Raw genomic sequence first — 13,328 nt, 5'->3', positions numbered from 1 at the left:
AGGGCGGGACCCCTTGCAAGGGGTCCCGCCCTTCGTGTGTACGGACGGGTGCGGACGGTACGCCGACTGTGCCGCCGGTGCGCCCACCGACGACCGCCGGGAGCGCGTACGGGCCCGGTGCGGGCCCGCCCGCCTCACGTCACTGGCCGGCGGACTCCGACGCCGACGCCTTGGCGGTGCCGGTCGCGCTCGACGACGCGGTGGTGCCCGGCTCGCCCGACGCGGACGAGGACGGGGAGCCCGTGGCCGACTCGGACGGCGAGGTGGACGCGGCCTCGGACGGCGCCGCGGGGATGTCGCTCGGACCGTACTTGGAGAAGTAGCTCTCGGCCGGGACGACGAAGGCGCTCAGGCTCACGTCGCCGGTCTTGCTGAAGCCGAAGGTGACCTTCTGGACGCTGCCGTTCAGGACGGTCTCGGAGGGGCTGGCCAGCGCCGCGGAGGCGTTGCCCTCGCCGCCGATGACGATCGAGCCGCCGGCCGGGACGGTCAGCTTGCCCTTGCCGCCGGCGGGCGTGATCTGGGCCGTGCCCTCGCCCTCGACCTTGATCGAGTCCACGGTCTGCGCGGTGGTGCCGTTGTTGAACAGCGTCGCGGAGATCACCGCCGGACCGGTGGCCTTCACGTCGGGCTGGGTGATGACGAGGGCGTTCTGGACCTGGATGTCGCCCACGGAGGTGGCCGCGTTGTCCGGCTTGACCTCCAGCGTCTGGGCGTTGTTGCCGGCACCGCACGCGGCGAGTGAGGCGATCGAGAACGCGATGACGGCGGCGGCGAGAGCGCCGCGTCGAAGGCTGCTGCTCACGGCGGCGGCAACTCCTTGAACGTGGGCGAAGCAGGACGACTTCTGTGTAAAGCCGCCCTAAGGGTCTGTCAGCGGCCTTAGGTTACCGATCCGTTCCCGCGCGACCGCACCCGACCCTCCCCAACCGCCGACTTTGCTCGTAGGAGGGGTGACGAAGGGGCGTTCCGGTCGCTCCGGGGGCCCGGGGCGGCCCGGGGAGCTCGGGGTGGGGACGGGCCGCAGCGGGGGTGCGGCCGCGGGCTCCCTTGCGCCGGGTGTGCGCCCCGCTCTTCGCACCCTGCCCCCGGGGCCCTTCCGCTACTTTGATCGCGCGCCCGTCCGCCATTCACATAAGTTCCGCAGTCTTAGGCTTGCGCATTTCGTGGAATGAATGCCCGGCTCTCCGGGAAATGGATCACGAGGCCATCCGGGGTGGATCAGCGGGTGATCATCGAACGTCTTGATCAATTCCGGATTCGTCTCGTACTCGGCTCCGTCCGTCGAACGGAGTAGCGGAAGTCGCGCTCTTGAGGCCGGACAAAACGGGATGTTCGGACCTTGGTCACGGACTCCGGGTGTGTGTAACGTGCGCGTTTCACTCCGCGGGGACAGCCGCTCCGACCTGCGAATACCCTCTTCCGCTCGCCCCTCGCAGCACGTTCCTGTTGCGGTTGTCAAGCCCCGAGATATGCCCTGACCTGCGAAAACGCCATTCAGAAGACGCCGTTTCCGTGTTACTCTGGATAGCCACGGAAGGGGTACCTGTCACATGACGTTCAAGGTTGGCGACACCGTGGTCTATCCCCATCACGGGGCCGCGCTGATCGAGGCCATCGAAACTCGCCAGATCAAAGGCGTGGACAAGACCTACTTGGTGCTGAAGGTCGCCCAGGGTGACCTGACGGTACGTGTGCCAGCGGACAATGCGGAGTTCGTCGGCGTACGTGATGTGGTCGGTCAGGACGGGCTGGACCGGGTCTTCGAGGTGCTGCGCGCGCCGTACGCCGAGGAGCCCACGAACTGGTCGCGTCGCTACAAGGCAAATCTGGAGAAGCTCGCCTCCGGCGATGTCATCAAGGTCGCGGAAGTCGTGCGTGACCTGTGGCGTCGTGAGCGCGAGCGCGGACTCTCCGCAGGTGAGAAGCGCATGCTCGCCAAGGCGCGCCAGATTCTGGTGAGCGAGCTCGCCCTCGCGGAGAACACCAACGAGGACAAGGCCGAGGCCCTGCTCGACGAGGTTCTCGCGTCCTGACGCCGGCTCAGTCGCCGAGACGCCCGCTGTCTTGACGTACGCACAAGCCCGCGCAGTTGCGCAATGAAATGCCGCGGTGCCCGATGACGCAATTGCTGTCGCCGGGCGCTGCGGCATGTTCGTACCCGCGCCATTCGGTAAACCGGACGTTCACCCGGCATCGGCTTTCCCGCGGTATACCGGCGTATCCGATACTTGGGGTGCCGACCCGGGCAGTCGGCTCGACCGGATGTCACGGAAGGGTCCGGTCAGGCGTCGCGCCCGGCACTCCCCCAGCTCGCCGAGCAGGGGGTACCCCCAGGCCATACCCATACCGGTCGAGCACACAAACCTGACAGGAACCGATGTCTGACGTTTCGCTCCCTTCGCCGTCGGGGGCCCGTACCGCCGCCGTGATTCCGGCCGCCGGACGAGGTGTGCGCCTCGGTCCGGGCGCCCCCAAGGCGCTCCGCGCGCTGAACGGCACGCCCATGCTCATCCACGCGGTCCGCGCTATGGCCGCGTCCCGTGCCGTCTCCCTGGTCGTCGTCGTGGCTCCGCCGGACGGCGCGGCCGAGGTGAAGACGCTGCTCGACGCGCACGCGCTGCCGGACCGCACCGACTTCCTCGTCGTCCCGGGCGGTGACAGCCGCCAGGAATCCGTGAAGTACGGGCTCGACGCGCTGCCGCCCGGTATCGACATCGTCCTCGTGCACGACGCGGCCCGGCCGCTCGTCCCCGTCGACACCGTGGACGCCGTCATCGAGGCCGTACGGGACGGCGCCCCCGCCGTCGTACCGGCGCTGCCGCTCGCCGACACCGTCAAGGAGGTCGAGCCCGCGGCCGTCGCCGGGGAGCCCGAGCCGGTCGTGGCCACGCCCGAACGCGCGCGGCTGCGTGCCGTGCAGACGCCCCAGGGCTTCGACCGCGAGACGCTGCTGCGGGCCCACGAGACCGTCACCGACAACGTGACCGACGACGCGAGCATGGTCGAGCAGCTGGGTGTGCCGGTCGTGGTCGTGCCCGGGCACGAGGAGGCGTTCAAGGTGACGCGGCCGCTGGATCTCGTGCTGGCGGAGGCGGTTCTCGCGCGGCGGAGGCTGAACGATGGGTTCTGAGACTCCGGCGCGGACGGCGGGCCGGAGCCCGGCCCAGGGGCCGGTGATCCCGCTCGTCGGGATCGGCACCGACATCCACGCCTTCGAGGAAGGGCGGGAGCTGTGGTGTGCCGGTCTGAAGTGGGAGGGGGAGGGGCCCGGTCTCGCCGGGCACTCCGACGCGGACGTCGTCGCGCACGCCGCCTGCAACGCGCTGTTCTCGGCGGCGGGCCTCGGTGACCTCGGGGCCCATTTCGGCACCGGGCGCCCGGAGTGGTCCGGGGCGTCGGGGGTCGTGCTGCTGACGGAGGCGGCGCGGATCGTCCGCGAGGCCGGCTTCACCGTCGGCAATGTCGCGGTCCAGGTCGTCGGACCCCGCCCGAAGATCGGCAAGCGGCGGGACGAGGCCCAGAAGATCCTGTCGGACGCGGTGGGGGCGCCGGTGTCGGTGTCGGGAGCCACGACGGACGGGCTCGGTTTCCCGGGCCGGGACGAGGGGTTGATGGCGGTCGCCACGGCACTGGTCGTCCGGACGGGCTGAGGCCGGAGGGGCCCCGTTCGCCCGAAAGGCTCGTCCTCGACGGCCGGACGGGGCGGGTGGTCCCCCCGTATGTCACGAATACGTGGCCCTTGCGGAGGAAGGGTCGCGGGGCACTACCCAGGGCCCACTACCCTGGAGTGGTGACTATTCGCCTGTACGACACCAGCGCCCGGCAGATCCGTGACTTCACCCCGCTCGTGCCGGGTTGCGTCTCGATCTACCTCTGTGGCGCGACCGTGCAGGCCGCACCGCACATCGGGCACATCCGCTCGGGCCTCAACTTCGACATCATGCGCCGCTGGTTCGAGTACCGCGGCTATGACGTGACGTTCATCAGGAACGTCACGGACATCGACGACAAGATCATCGCCAAGTCGGCCGACCAGGGCCGCCCCTGGTGGTCCATCGGCTACGACAACGAGCGCGCCTTCAACGACGGTTACGACGCGCTCGGCTGCCTGCCGCCCACGTACGAACCGCGGGCGACCGGGCACATCCCCGAGATGATCGAGATGATGCGCGGGCTCATCGAGCGCGGTCACGCGTACGCGGCCGACGGGAACGTCTACTTCGACGTGCGGTCGTACGACGGGTATCTCCAGCTCTCCAACCAGGAGCTCGACAACCTGCTCCAGCCCTCGGGCGAGGGCGAGACCGGCAAGCGGGACCCGCGTGACTTCGCCATGTGGAAGGCCGTGAAGCCGGGCGAGCCGAGCTGGGAGACGCCCTGGGGCCGGGGCCGTCCGGGCTGGCACCTGGAGTGCTCGGCCATGGCCCACAAGTACCTGGGCAGCGCCTTCGACATCCACGGCGGCGGGATCGACCTGATCTTCCCGCACCACGAGAACGAGATCGCGCAGGCCAAGGGCTTCGGCGACGAGTTCGCGAAGTACTGGGTGCACAACGCCTGGGTCACCATGAGCGGCGAGAAGATGTCGAAGTCCCTCGGGAACTCGGTGCTCGTCTCCGAGATGGTCAAGGCGTGGCGTCCGATCGTGCTCCGCTACTACCTCGGCACCCCGCACTACCGTTCGATGATCGAGTACAGCGAAGAGGCGCTGCGGGAGGCCGAGTCGGCGTTCGCGCGCATCGAGGGCTTCGTTCAGCGGGTCGTCGAGAAGGCGGGGGGCGTCGTCGAGCCCTCCACCGAGGTGCCGCCCGCGTTCGCCGAGGCGATGGACGACGACCTGGGCGTCCCGCAGGCGCTGGCCATCGTGCACACGACGGTCCGGCAGGGGAACTCCGCGCTGGCCGCCGACGACAAGGAAGCCGCCGTGGCGCGCCTCGCCGAGGTGCGGGCCATGCTCGGCGTCCTCGGACTCGACCCGCTCGACCCGCAGTGGGCCGGCGAGGGCGACCGCGGCGAGGATCTGCACGGCGTCGTCGACACCCTCGTGCGGATGGTCCTCGACCAGCGCGAGGCCGCCCGCACCCGTAAGGACTGGGCCACCGCGGACGCCATCCGCGACCAGCTCAACCAGTCGGGCCTGGCGATCGAGGACGGCCCGCAGGGGCCGCGCTGGACGCTCGGACCGCGCTGAGAGGCCGCTCCGGCGGACACGGCCGACCTCCGTCGGCCTTGATCGATTGTGCCGCCCGGACCTCCGGGCGGCACACTTCATTACGTACGCACGCACGTCTCACACAGACAGGTAGGTCATGGCTGCTAACAACCGCCGCATGTCCGGCAAGAAGGGCGCGCAGGTCGGCAGTGGCGGCCAGCGACGCCGGGGCCTGGAAGGCAAGGGTCCGACCCCGCCCGCCGAGGCGCGCAAGGGTCACAAGAAGAACCGCGTCGCCAACGCCAAGGCGAAGCAGATCGTCCGCCGCCCCGCCCACCCCAAGGGCCGTGGCGGCAAGGGCACGTCCGAGATGGTCGTCGGGCGCAACTCCGTCGTCGAGGCGCTGCGCGAGGGCGTCCCCGCGATGACGCTGTACGTGCAGCAGTTCATCGACAACGACGAGCGGGTCCGTGAGGCGCTCCAGCTCGTCGCCGAGCGCGGCGGCATCCACCTGATGGAGGCCCCGCGTCCCGAGCTGGACCGCATGACCAACGGGCTCAACCACCAGGGCCTCGTCCTCCAGGTCCCGCCGTACGAGTACGCGCACCCCGAGGACCTCGCCGCCGCCGCGTACGACGAGGGCCAGGACCCGCTGATCGTCGCCCTCGACGGGGTGACCGACCCGCGCAACCTCGGAGCGGTCGTCCGTTCCGCCTCCGCCTTCGGCGGCCACGGCGTCGTCGTGCCCGAGCGGCGCGCGGCCGGCATGACCGCCGGTGCCTGGAAGACGTCGGCCGGTGCCGCCGCCCGTACGCCCGTCGCCCGCGCCTCCAACCTGACGCGGGCCCTCGAGTCGTACAAGAAGGCCGGCCTCGTCGTGGTCGGACTCGCCGCGGACGGCGAGGTCGAGGTCGGTGAGCTGGAGGCCCTCGGTGGCCCCGTCGTCATCGTCGTCGGCAGTGAGGGCAAGGGCCTGTCCCGACTGGTGGGCGAGACCTGCGACTTCCGGGTGCGGATTCCGATGCCCGGTGGCGCGGAATCGCTGAACGCCGGTGTGGCGGCGGGAGTTGTGCTCTACGAGGCAGCGCGGCGACGCGCCTGAACAAACGTCCTGGCGGTCACCCCCGTGGGGCAATAGGGATGTTCTGGACGATCTTGACGCGGTCCGGACACATCGGCGTGGTCAAAGCAGTGTCCTAACCACACGTCACTCGGTTAGATGAGTGTGGACACCAGAACACCCCGCACACCCACGGGGGACCGCTCGTCGGGATTCGACGACGTTCCCGCGCTGAGCATGGTGAAGGTGCCGAGCGATCCGGCGCAGGTCATCGTCAATCATGCGAGCTTCCGCGTCCAGCTGGGGGGCGCGTCGCGGGGCCAGTCCCCGCGCATCGCACGGCACTTGAGCCCCGGCGACCCCTCGCGGATTCCCGTCGCGGGTGCGCCGGGCAGAGCGGGCGCGGCCCGCCGCCGCGCCCCCGTCGTCTGGAGCGGGAAGTCCGCGCCGGACGACACCGGCGCACACCGCCTGCTCCAGGCCGTACGGAGCGCGGGTGTGACCCACGGCCCCGGCGGGCCGAAGGCCGACGCCGGCTCGACCCAGGTCATCCCGCGCATCGGCGAACAGTCCGGCTACGCGGGCGATCTGACCGTCGACACGGTCGAGACGCCCCTCGTCGGCAGCCAGCGCAATCCCGTCGCCGAAGAACAGCGACTGCTGCCGCAGATGCGCAGTGTGGGCAGCGCCTACGACGAACCGGCCTACACGGACGCCGACTTCGAGGACGACGACCTCGACGAGCCGGCGGACGACGCCCCCGTCAGGCGGAGTTCCGATCCGGTCCGGCACGCGTACCACCCGGGCCGCCGGATGAACCTCGGTGTCGTGCTGCTCCCGCTGCGCGTCTTCCTCGGCTTCATCTCCATCTACGCCGGCATGGGCAAGCTCTGCGATCCCGTCTACTTCGACGGCGGCAAGCGCGGCTCCATGGTGAAGTGGCTCAACACGCTGCACCCGTGGGAAGTCGCCGAGCCTTTGCGGCAGTTCGCGCTCCAGCACCCCGTCGGCTCCGGGCTCGTCATCGCCTTCTTCCAGGTCATCGTCGGCGTCCTGACCGTTCTCGGGCTGTGGCAGCGGGTGGCCGCCGTCGTCGGCGCGATGCTGTCGGCGGCGCTCATCGTCACGGTCAGCTGGAAGACGGTGCCCGCGTACGACGCGCCCGACATCATCTATCTCGCCGCCTGGTCCCCGCTGATCATCGCGGGCGCCCCGGTCTACTCCGTCGACGGGCGGCTGGCCAGTGAGGCCTGGCGCACGCTCGGACCGCGCGCCGACATCTGGGACCTGCGCGCGCGGGTGCTGCGCCGCGGCGCGCTGGCCACGACCATCGTCGTCGGGCTCACCCTGCTCATCGGTTCGGTTCTCGGTGGCGCCGTCCGCGACTCCGGCCGGGTCGTCGTCCCCGGCCCCGGAGAGGCGCCGCGCAACGAACTGCCCGGCTCCCCGCTCCCCGAGACGCCCGGCGAGCGGCACCAGAAGGCCACCCCCTCGGCCTCCCGGACGCCCACCCGGAGCGCCTCCGCCACCCCGTCGCAGGCGGCCACCACACCGGGCGCGGCCCAGGAGACCGGCCAGGTCGGCGGCGGGCAGCCCAGCCAGACCCAGGGCAGCGGCCAGGCCCCGCCCCAGCAGTCCTCGCCGGTCGACCAGGCCCCGAGCACCAGCGCGGGCCCCAGCAACAGCGGCGGCACGTCGACCGGCGGCACCGGAGGTACGGGCGGCGCCGGTTCCACGGGCGGCACCTCCACCGGCGGGAACTCGTCCACCGGCGGCCAGCCGGGCCTGGTGGGCGGCCTGCTGGGCTGACGGCTTCGGCCACGCGACACGGCACACGACGGCAGGGCCCCGCACGAAGGCGTGCGGGGCCCTGCCGTGGTGCGTGGGCTGCTCCCGTGGGGCCGGGAGGGCGTGTGGCCGGGAGGGCGTCCCTAGCGGCCCAGGGCGGCGAGTTCCTTCGCCGCCTCCGTGAGGTCCTTGGCGGTGTCGATGGCGCGCCAGTAGGCGCCGTGCGGGATCGGGAAGCCGGCCAGCTGGCGTTCGCGGGCCAGGCGGGGGAAAGTCGTGCGCTCGTGGTCACCGCGCTCGGGGAGCATCTCGGTGAACTCCGGGGAGAAGACGTAGACGCCCGCGTTGATCTCGAACGTGGAGGGCGGGGCCTCGATGAAGTCCGTGATGTGACCGAAGCCGTCCGTCTGGACGGCGCCCCAGGGGATGCGGGGGCGGGCGAGCGCGAGGGTGGCGACCGCGTCGCGCTCGGCGTGGAAGTCCGCCATGTCGCGCAGCGAGAAACGGGTCCAGATGTCGCCGTTCGTCGCGTACCAGGGCCTGTCGGGGTGCGGGAGGTGCGCCGCGGCGTACTTGAGGCCGCCGCCGCGTCCGAGGGGCTCCGACTCGACGACCGTCGTGACGTTGACCGGGAGGTCGGCCGAGTCCAGCCACTTCTGCAGGACGTCGGCGAGATGCCCGCAGGAGACGACGACGTCGGTGACGCCCTCCTCGGCGAGCCAGGTCAGCTGGTGGCCGATGATCGGTGTCCCGGTGCCGGGGATCTCGACCATCGGCTTCGGCCGGTCGTCGGTGTAGGGACGCAGCCGGGAACCTTGGCCGCCGGCCAGGACAACGGCTTGAACGGGGCGCGACGCGGCGTTCGGATCGGTCATGCCCGAACTGTACGTGGCGGCCCCGCACGCGGCTTCCCGCGGCAACCGTTCCTTAACCAGCTGTTGCCGGGCGGCCCGGAATCGGGTGATTCGCGAAGCCGGGAAAAGGCGGCCGCGTCATGGTGTGCCCCTCGGAGGGAGCTGTGCCTCCGAGGGGAGCGTGTCCCGAGAAGGGGTGGTGACCTCAGAAGTGGGTGGTCGCGACCCCCGAGGCGAACGATGTGTCGCAGACGGGGCGGGCGAAGGACTGCGCGCGGGTCGGGCCGTACGCGCGGACCGCGGCGCGGCCGAGGGCTCGGGCGATGGAGACGCAGTGCTTCGCCAGCGACGGGCGGCCGTTCACCGCTTGCTGGAGGTGGGTGAGGGCGACGCCCGGGTTCTTCTCCTGGAGCTCCAGGAGCAGCTTGTCGCGCAGGACGTCCTGCGGGGCACGGGAGACGGCTCGCGTCGAGACGTCTTCGGAGGACGCGGTGAGCACCGAGCTCGAGGGGTTCCCCGACCAGTTGACTCGGGTGACCGCGAGAGTCCCGGAGAGCACCAGGACGACAGGCAGAACGAGGGCGAGGGTGCGGCCGATCCGGCGGGCGGGGCCACGGCCACGCCGGGTCGATTGGTTAGTGGTGGAGTGCTTCACGCGAGTGAGGGTAGCGCGGGGTGATGATTTGGCGACATTTAGTCACCGGTTCGGGGGATGGGGAGAGGGTGTTTTCGGGGTAGGGCGTTGACGTACAGATATCGAAATGCCCGGTCTGCCGGGGTATTTGTCGACAACGAAGAAGGCCCCGCAGCTGGCTGCGGGGCCTTCTTCGTCAACTTGGGTGAATTCAACCCTAACGGGGTGTGCGTTCCCCCCGGACGACGCGGTCGTCAGTCGGACAGGCGCTCGCCCGTCGAGGTGGAGAACACGTGGATCTCGCCCGGACGCGGCACGACGTGCAGCGTGGCGCCCTTGTCCGGGACGGCGCGGCCGCTGACGCGGACGACGAGGTCCTTGAGGTCGTCGCCGACCTTGGCGGAACCGTAGACGTAACCGTCGGCGCCGAGCTCCTCGACGACGTTCACCGAGACGGCCAGGCCGGCCGGGGCGTCCTCGGTGTCCTTGGTGAGGGACTTGGCGGCCTCGCCGTTGTGCTCGACGACGTCGAAGTGCTCGGGGCGGACGCCGACGGTGACCGTGCGGTCGCCCCTGTCGGCGGCGGCGGAGAGGGCCTCGCGGCTGACCGGGACGACGCTGTTGCCGAACTTCACGCCGCCGTCGGTGATCGGGACCTCGACCAGGTTCATGGCCGGGGAGCCGATGAAGCCGGCGACGAAGAGGTTGGCCGGGCGGTCGTACATGTTGCGCGGCGAGTCGACCTGCTGGAGCAGACCGTCCTTGAGCACGGCCACACGGTCGCCCATGGTCATGGCCTCGACCTGGTCGTGGGTGACGTACACCGTGGTGATGCCGAGGCGGCGCTGGAGCGAGGCGATCTGCGTGCGGGTGGAGACGCGGAGCTTGGCGTCGAGGTTCGACAGCGGCTCGTCCATGAGGAAGACCTGGGGCTCACGCACGATGGCGCGGCCCATGGCGACACGCTGGCGCTGACCGCCGGAGAGGGCCTTCGGCTTGCGGCCGAGGTACTCGGTGAGGTCGAGGATCTTCGCCGCGTCCTCGACCTTCTGGCGGATCTCGGCCTTGTTGACGCCGGCGATCTTGAGCGCGAAGCCCATGTTGTCGGCGACCGTCATGTGCGGGTACAGCGCGTAGTTCTGGAACACCATGGCGATGTCCCGGTCCTTGGGCGGCAGGTGCGTGACGTCGCGGTCACCGATGTGGATCGAGCCGCCGTTGACGTCCTCGAGACCCGCGAGCATGCGCAGGGAGGTGGACTTTCCGCAGCCGGAGGGACCGACGAGGACGAGGAACTCGCCGTCCGCGACGTCGAGCTCGAGCTGGTCGACGGCGGGCTTGTCGCCACCCGGGTAGATGCGGGTCGCCTTGTTGAACGAGACAGTGGCCATGGTGATGGGCCCCCTTCACCGGCAGGAACGTGCCGGACGATCCGTTGTAAAGGTGGTGATCCACTACAGAAACGCCCATAGTGGTGTAGTCCATATGAGTGAACCGACTCAGGACGCTACCTGGCGTTCATGCGTTCTGTCAGTACCCCGAGACCGGTGAAGTTCGCGGAAACTTTCGACAGGGGCCCGCCGCGACGTGGGTACACTGCACGGGCACGTACGCCACGCGCGCGCGGCAGGCCTCCTTAGCTCAGATGGCCAGAGCAACGCACTTGTAATGCGTAGGTCGTCGGTTCGAATCCGACAGGGGGCTCAGCTTCAAGCCCAGCTCAGACTTTGTCTGAGCTGGGCTTTTGCGTTCAGCGGACGCGACGGCGGCGCGCGGCGCGGGCCGCACGGCTGTCGGGGGTCTCAGTTGCGGTCTCAGTAGGGGCTTCCGGCGGGGGCATGAAGGTGTCGCCCATGCGGCGCATGGCGTCCTTCGAGAGGTGGGACCGCCCCTTCACGTACCGCCGTGTCTGGCTGATCTGGGTGTGCCGGAGGATCTCCATGATGGTGACCATGTCCACGCCCAGCTCGTTCAGGATCGTGCCGGCCGTGTGGCGGCTTCCGTCGTAGAGGCGGCGGTCGTCGATTCCTGCCTCTGCGAGCAGCTCTTTGAATTCCTCCCAGTCGGCCCGGGGGTCGAGCGGCCGGCCGTCGGGCCGCGTGAATACGGCGCCGTGGTCCTCCCACCCGTCGCCCGCGGCCTCGCGTAAGGCTTCCTGCCGTGCCTGGTGCTCACGCAGGTACGGGATGAACGGCGGCGGGATCGGCACGGAATTGCGGCTCTTCTTCGTCTTGGGGCGAGTGAAGACGAGACCGCCGTCCTTTCGCTCGGGGCAGGCACTCGCGTGCCGGGTGCACGTCTTCGGGCACGGCTTGGGACAACCGCGCTTGTAGCCCTTGTGCGTCGCGCAGTCCGGCGGGCAGGGAGCGAACCGGTGGAGGCGCTCGCCGCATGCGTGCGGGGCCTTGCAGCCGTGGCGCCAGGTGAGGCGCTGCAACTGCCACTGAGGGTGGAACATCTCGCCATCGAGGTCGACGTACGGCCACCGAAAGCCGAGTACCTCCCCCTGCCGGAATCCCATTCCGACGCCGACGATCCAGCGCATCGAACTGGGACGCTTGGCCGCAGCTCTCAGGAAGGCTTTCGCCTCTTCGATCGTGAACGGGTTGGCCTCGGTCTCGTCGACGGACGGCGGGTCCACGAGGGTGGCGACGTTCTCGGCGATGATCCGGCGGCGGTGGGCAATCTTCAGGGCCCGCGACAGGATGCGGTGCACTTTGAGCACATGCGAGGGAGCGTGCCCGTCGTCGAGCATGGCGCGGTACATCCGCTCCAGGTGCTCGGGGGCGAGCTTGTCGAGGCGGTGTTTGCCGACGCCCGGGATGATGTCGTTGCGGGTCTTCGACCAGTAGTCATCGAGGGAACGCGGACGGAGCTTGAGGCTCGCGATGTTGGTGAGGTAGTTCTCCATCCACGCGGCCACGGTGGGCGCGCGGCCGGCCTTCGGGGCGCGGCCCTTGTCGCGAAGCCTCTCCAATTCCTTGACCTTGCGCCGTACTTCGGCCTCGGTCTTGCCGCGGCGGTGCCGGCGGTCCGGACTTCCGTCGTCCTTGACGCCCATGGTCACCCGACCGTGCCACCAGCCGTCGCCGCCCAGGTAGATGGACGATTCCATGTTCTGTTTGCGGGGGCTCATGCGCTCCTCCATGCGAAAGGCGGCCCCGGACGTGGTCCGGGGCCGCCTCGGGCGGGCTGTTGGTGTGACTGAGTACCTCAGTTGGTCTGCGCGAGCGCGGGCTATTTGGCTGGACGCCCTGACGGGCACGATCCGAGGGTGACTGCATTTCTGAGCCAACTACCAGCACTCATAGGTGTCATCGTCGGCGTTCTCGGAACGCTCCTCACTGCACGCCTCAACGACAAAGCGCATTGGACACGCGCACTCTCGGTTCGGTGGGACGAGCGACGTTTGGACGCTTACTCCGAGTACGGGCGCGCGCTCAAAGAGGTCCACTGGCTCGCGCATCGCATCACGGCGCTGACCCGACCCTCCTCGCGGGCGCATCCGATAGATCGGACTACGGGCCTTGAGCTGATGGCCCAAGCGGATGCCCAGCGAACCAAAGCCTGGGAGGGGGTGCTTCTGTTGGGGGACGCTGACACGGTGGCCGCCGCGCGCGAATGGCGTTGGGCCGTACTGCAGTTGGAGCGCGCGGCACGTGGTATCGCTGACGATGACTTCGATTGGTCGGCTGCCGTGCGACGCGCTGATGAAGGCCGGGACCGCTTCTACGACGCTGCCCGAGCCAGCCTGACCATGGGCAGCGGCGATGTAGCTCAGGCGCGATGGCTCACCGATCGCCATATGAACTCGTAACTCCGACACGGCGGTACAGC

Annotated in this window: 12 protein-coding genes and 1 tRNA gene; 8 read left to right on the top strand and 5 right to left on the bottom strand. The window is 69.8% G+C overall.

Features of this window, described 5'->3' with window-relative positions; genetic code table 11:
• Positions 1-139: 139 nt before the first annotated feature.
• The gene (locus OG788_RS21620) at positions 140-805 is read right to left on the bottom strand and encodes a DUF461 domain-containing protein (RefSeq protein ID WP_406372843.1); all 666 of its coding nucleotides are present in this window, start codon (positions 803-805) and stop codon (positions 140-142) included.
• Between the two features lie 748 nt (positions 806-1,553).
• On the opposite strand from OG788_RS21620, the gene OG788_RS21615 reads away from it, so the two are divergent.
• The 6 genes from OG788_RS21615 (at position 1,554) to OG788_RS21590 (ending at position 8,024) form a co-directional block, all read left to right on the top strand.
• Positions 1,554-2,036: a CarD family transcriptional regulator gene (locus OG788_RS21615; protein ID WP_003953493.1), complete on the top strand. Its 483-nt coding sequence runs from the start codon at positions 1,554-1,556 to the stop codon at positions 2,034-2,036.
• Between the two features lie 344 nt (positions 2,037-2,380).
• Entirely contained in the window at positions 2,381-3,133 is a 753-nt protein-coding gene (gene ispD / locus OG788_RS21610) for a 2-C-methyl-D-erythritol 4-phosphate cytidylyltransferase (protein WP_266760057.1), read from the top strand.
• Positions 3,123-3,653, top strand: coding sequence for a 2-C-methyl-D-erythritol 2,4-cyclodiphosphate synthase (gene ispF / locus OG788_RS21605; RefSeq protein ID WP_406372841.1), 531 nt, complete (start codon positions 3,123-3,125; stop codon positions 3,651-3,653). Before ispD ends, ispF begins: the two co-directional genes overlap by 11 nt.
• A 140-nt stretch (positions 3,654-3,793) precedes the next feature.
• Positions 3,794-5,194 carry a cysteine--tRNA ligase gene (cysS, locus tag OG788_RS21600; RefSeq protein WP_351537233.1) on the top strand — a complete coding sequence of 467 codons (1,401 nt, stop codon included), beginning with the start codon at positions 3,794-3,796 and terminating at the stop codon, positions 5,192-5,194.
• Between the two features lie 118 nt (positions 5,195-5,312).
• Positions 5,313-6,257, top strand: a complete 945-nt coding sequence (gene rlmB / locus OG788_RS21595; RefSeq protein ID WP_351537236.1) for a 23S rRNA (guanosine(2251)-2'-O)-methyltransferase RlmB — start codon at positions 5,313-5,315, stop codon at positions 6,255-6,257.
• Between the two features lie 117 nt (positions 6,258-6,374).
• Positions 6,375-8,024 (top strand): DoxX family membrane protein, encoded by a 1,650-nt coding sequence (locus OG788_RS21590; protein WP_406372838.1) that lies wholly within the window; start codon positions 6,375-6,377, stop codon positions 8,022-8,024.
• Positions 8,025-8,146: 122 nt separating this feature from the next.
• Here OG788_RS21590 and OG788_RS21585 read toward each other — a convergent pair whose 3' ends face one another.
• The 3 genes from OG788_RS21585 to OG788_RS21575 all read right to left on the bottom strand — a co-directional run bounded on the left by OG788_RS21585 (position 8,147) and on the right by OG788_RS21575 (position 10,882).
• Entirely contained in the window at positions 8,147-8,878 is a 732-nt protein-coding gene (locus OG788_RS21585) for a nucleotidyltransferase family protein (protein ID WP_351537242.1), read from the bottom strand.
• Positions 8,879-9,062: 184 nt separating this feature from the next.
• Positions 9,063-9,512 (bottom strand): hypothetical protein, encoded by a 450-nt coding sequence (locus OG788_RS21580; RefSeq protein WP_356756727.1) that lies wholly within the window; start codon positions 9,510-9,512, stop codon positions 9,063-9,065.
• 233 nt (positions 9,513-9,745) lie between these two features.
• Positions 9,746-10,882: an ABC transporter ATP-binding protein gene (locus OG788_RS21575; protein ID WP_406372836.1), complete on the bottom strand. Its 1,137-nt coding sequence runs from the start codon at positions 10,880-10,882 to the stop codon at positions 9,746-9,748.
• A gap of 239 nt (positions 10,883-11,121) precedes the next feature.
• On the opposite strand from OG788_RS21575, the gene OG788_RS21570 reads away from it, so the two are divergent.
• Positions 11,122-11,195, top strand: a tRNA-Thr gene (locus tag OG788_RS21570).
• A 46-nt stretch (positions 11,196-11,241) separates the two neighbouring features.
• Here the strand turns inward: OG788_RS21570 and OG788_RS21565 are convergent.
• Positions 11,242-12,627: a tyrosine-type recombinase/integrase gene (locus OG788_RS21565; protein ID WP_406372834.1), complete on the bottom strand. Its 1,386-nt coding sequence runs from the start codon at positions 12,625-12,627 to the stop codon at positions 11,242-11,244.
• Between the two features lie 138 nt (positions 12,628-12,765).
• On the opposite strand from OG788_RS21565, the gene OG788_RS21560 reads away from it, so the two are divergent.
• Positions 12,766-13,308: a hypothetical protein gene (locus tag OG788_RS21560; protein WP_406372832.1), complete on the top strand. Its 543-nt coding sequence runs from the start codon at positions 12,766-12,768 to the stop codon at positions 13,306-13,308.
• Positions 13,309-13,328 lie beyond the last annotated feature (20 nt).

It is taken from the genome of Streptomyces sp. NBC_00647 (assembly GCF_045207245.1).
Taxonomy (GTDB): Bacteria; Actinomycetota; Actinomycetes; order Streptomycetales; family Streptomycetaceae; genus Streptomyces.
Note: the sequence above shows the minus strand (reverse complement) of the source record. Positions and strands in the feature narration are given on the sequence as shown.

Bases quoted from the DNA above. Each gene is read 5' to 3' on its own strand.
- OG788_RS21615 (WP_003953493.1), top strand. From the start codon at position 1,554: ATGACGTTCAAGGTTGGCGACACCGTGGTCTATCCCCATCACGGGGCC.
- ispD (WP_266760057.1), top strand. From the start codon at position 2,381: ATGTCTGACGTTTCGCTCCCTTCGCCGTCGGGGGCCCGTACCGCCGCC.
- ispF (WP_406372841.1), top strand. From the start codon at position 3,123: ATGGGTTCTGAGACTCCGGCGCGGACGGCGGGCCGGAGCCCGGCCCAG.
- rlmB (WP_351537236.1), top strand. From the start codon at position 5,313: ATGGCTGCTAACAACCGCCGCATGTCCGGCAAGAAGGGCGCGCAGGTC.
- OG788_RS21590 (WP_406372838.1), top strand. From the start codon at position 6,375: ATGAGTGTGGACACCAGAACACCCCGCACACCCACGGGGGACCGCTCG.
- OG788_RS21585 (WP_351537242.1), bottom strand. From the start codon at position 8,878: ATGACCGATCCGAACGCCGCGTCGCGCCCCGTTCAAGCCGTTGTCCTG.
- OG788_RS21575 (WP_406372836.1), bottom strand. From the start codon at position 10,882: ATGGCCACTGTCTCGTTCAACAAGGCGACCCGCATCTACCCGGGTGGC.
- OG788_RS21565 (WP_406372834.1), bottom strand. From the start codon at position 12,627: ATGAGCCCCCGCAAACAGAACATGGAATCGTCCATCTACCTGGGCGGC.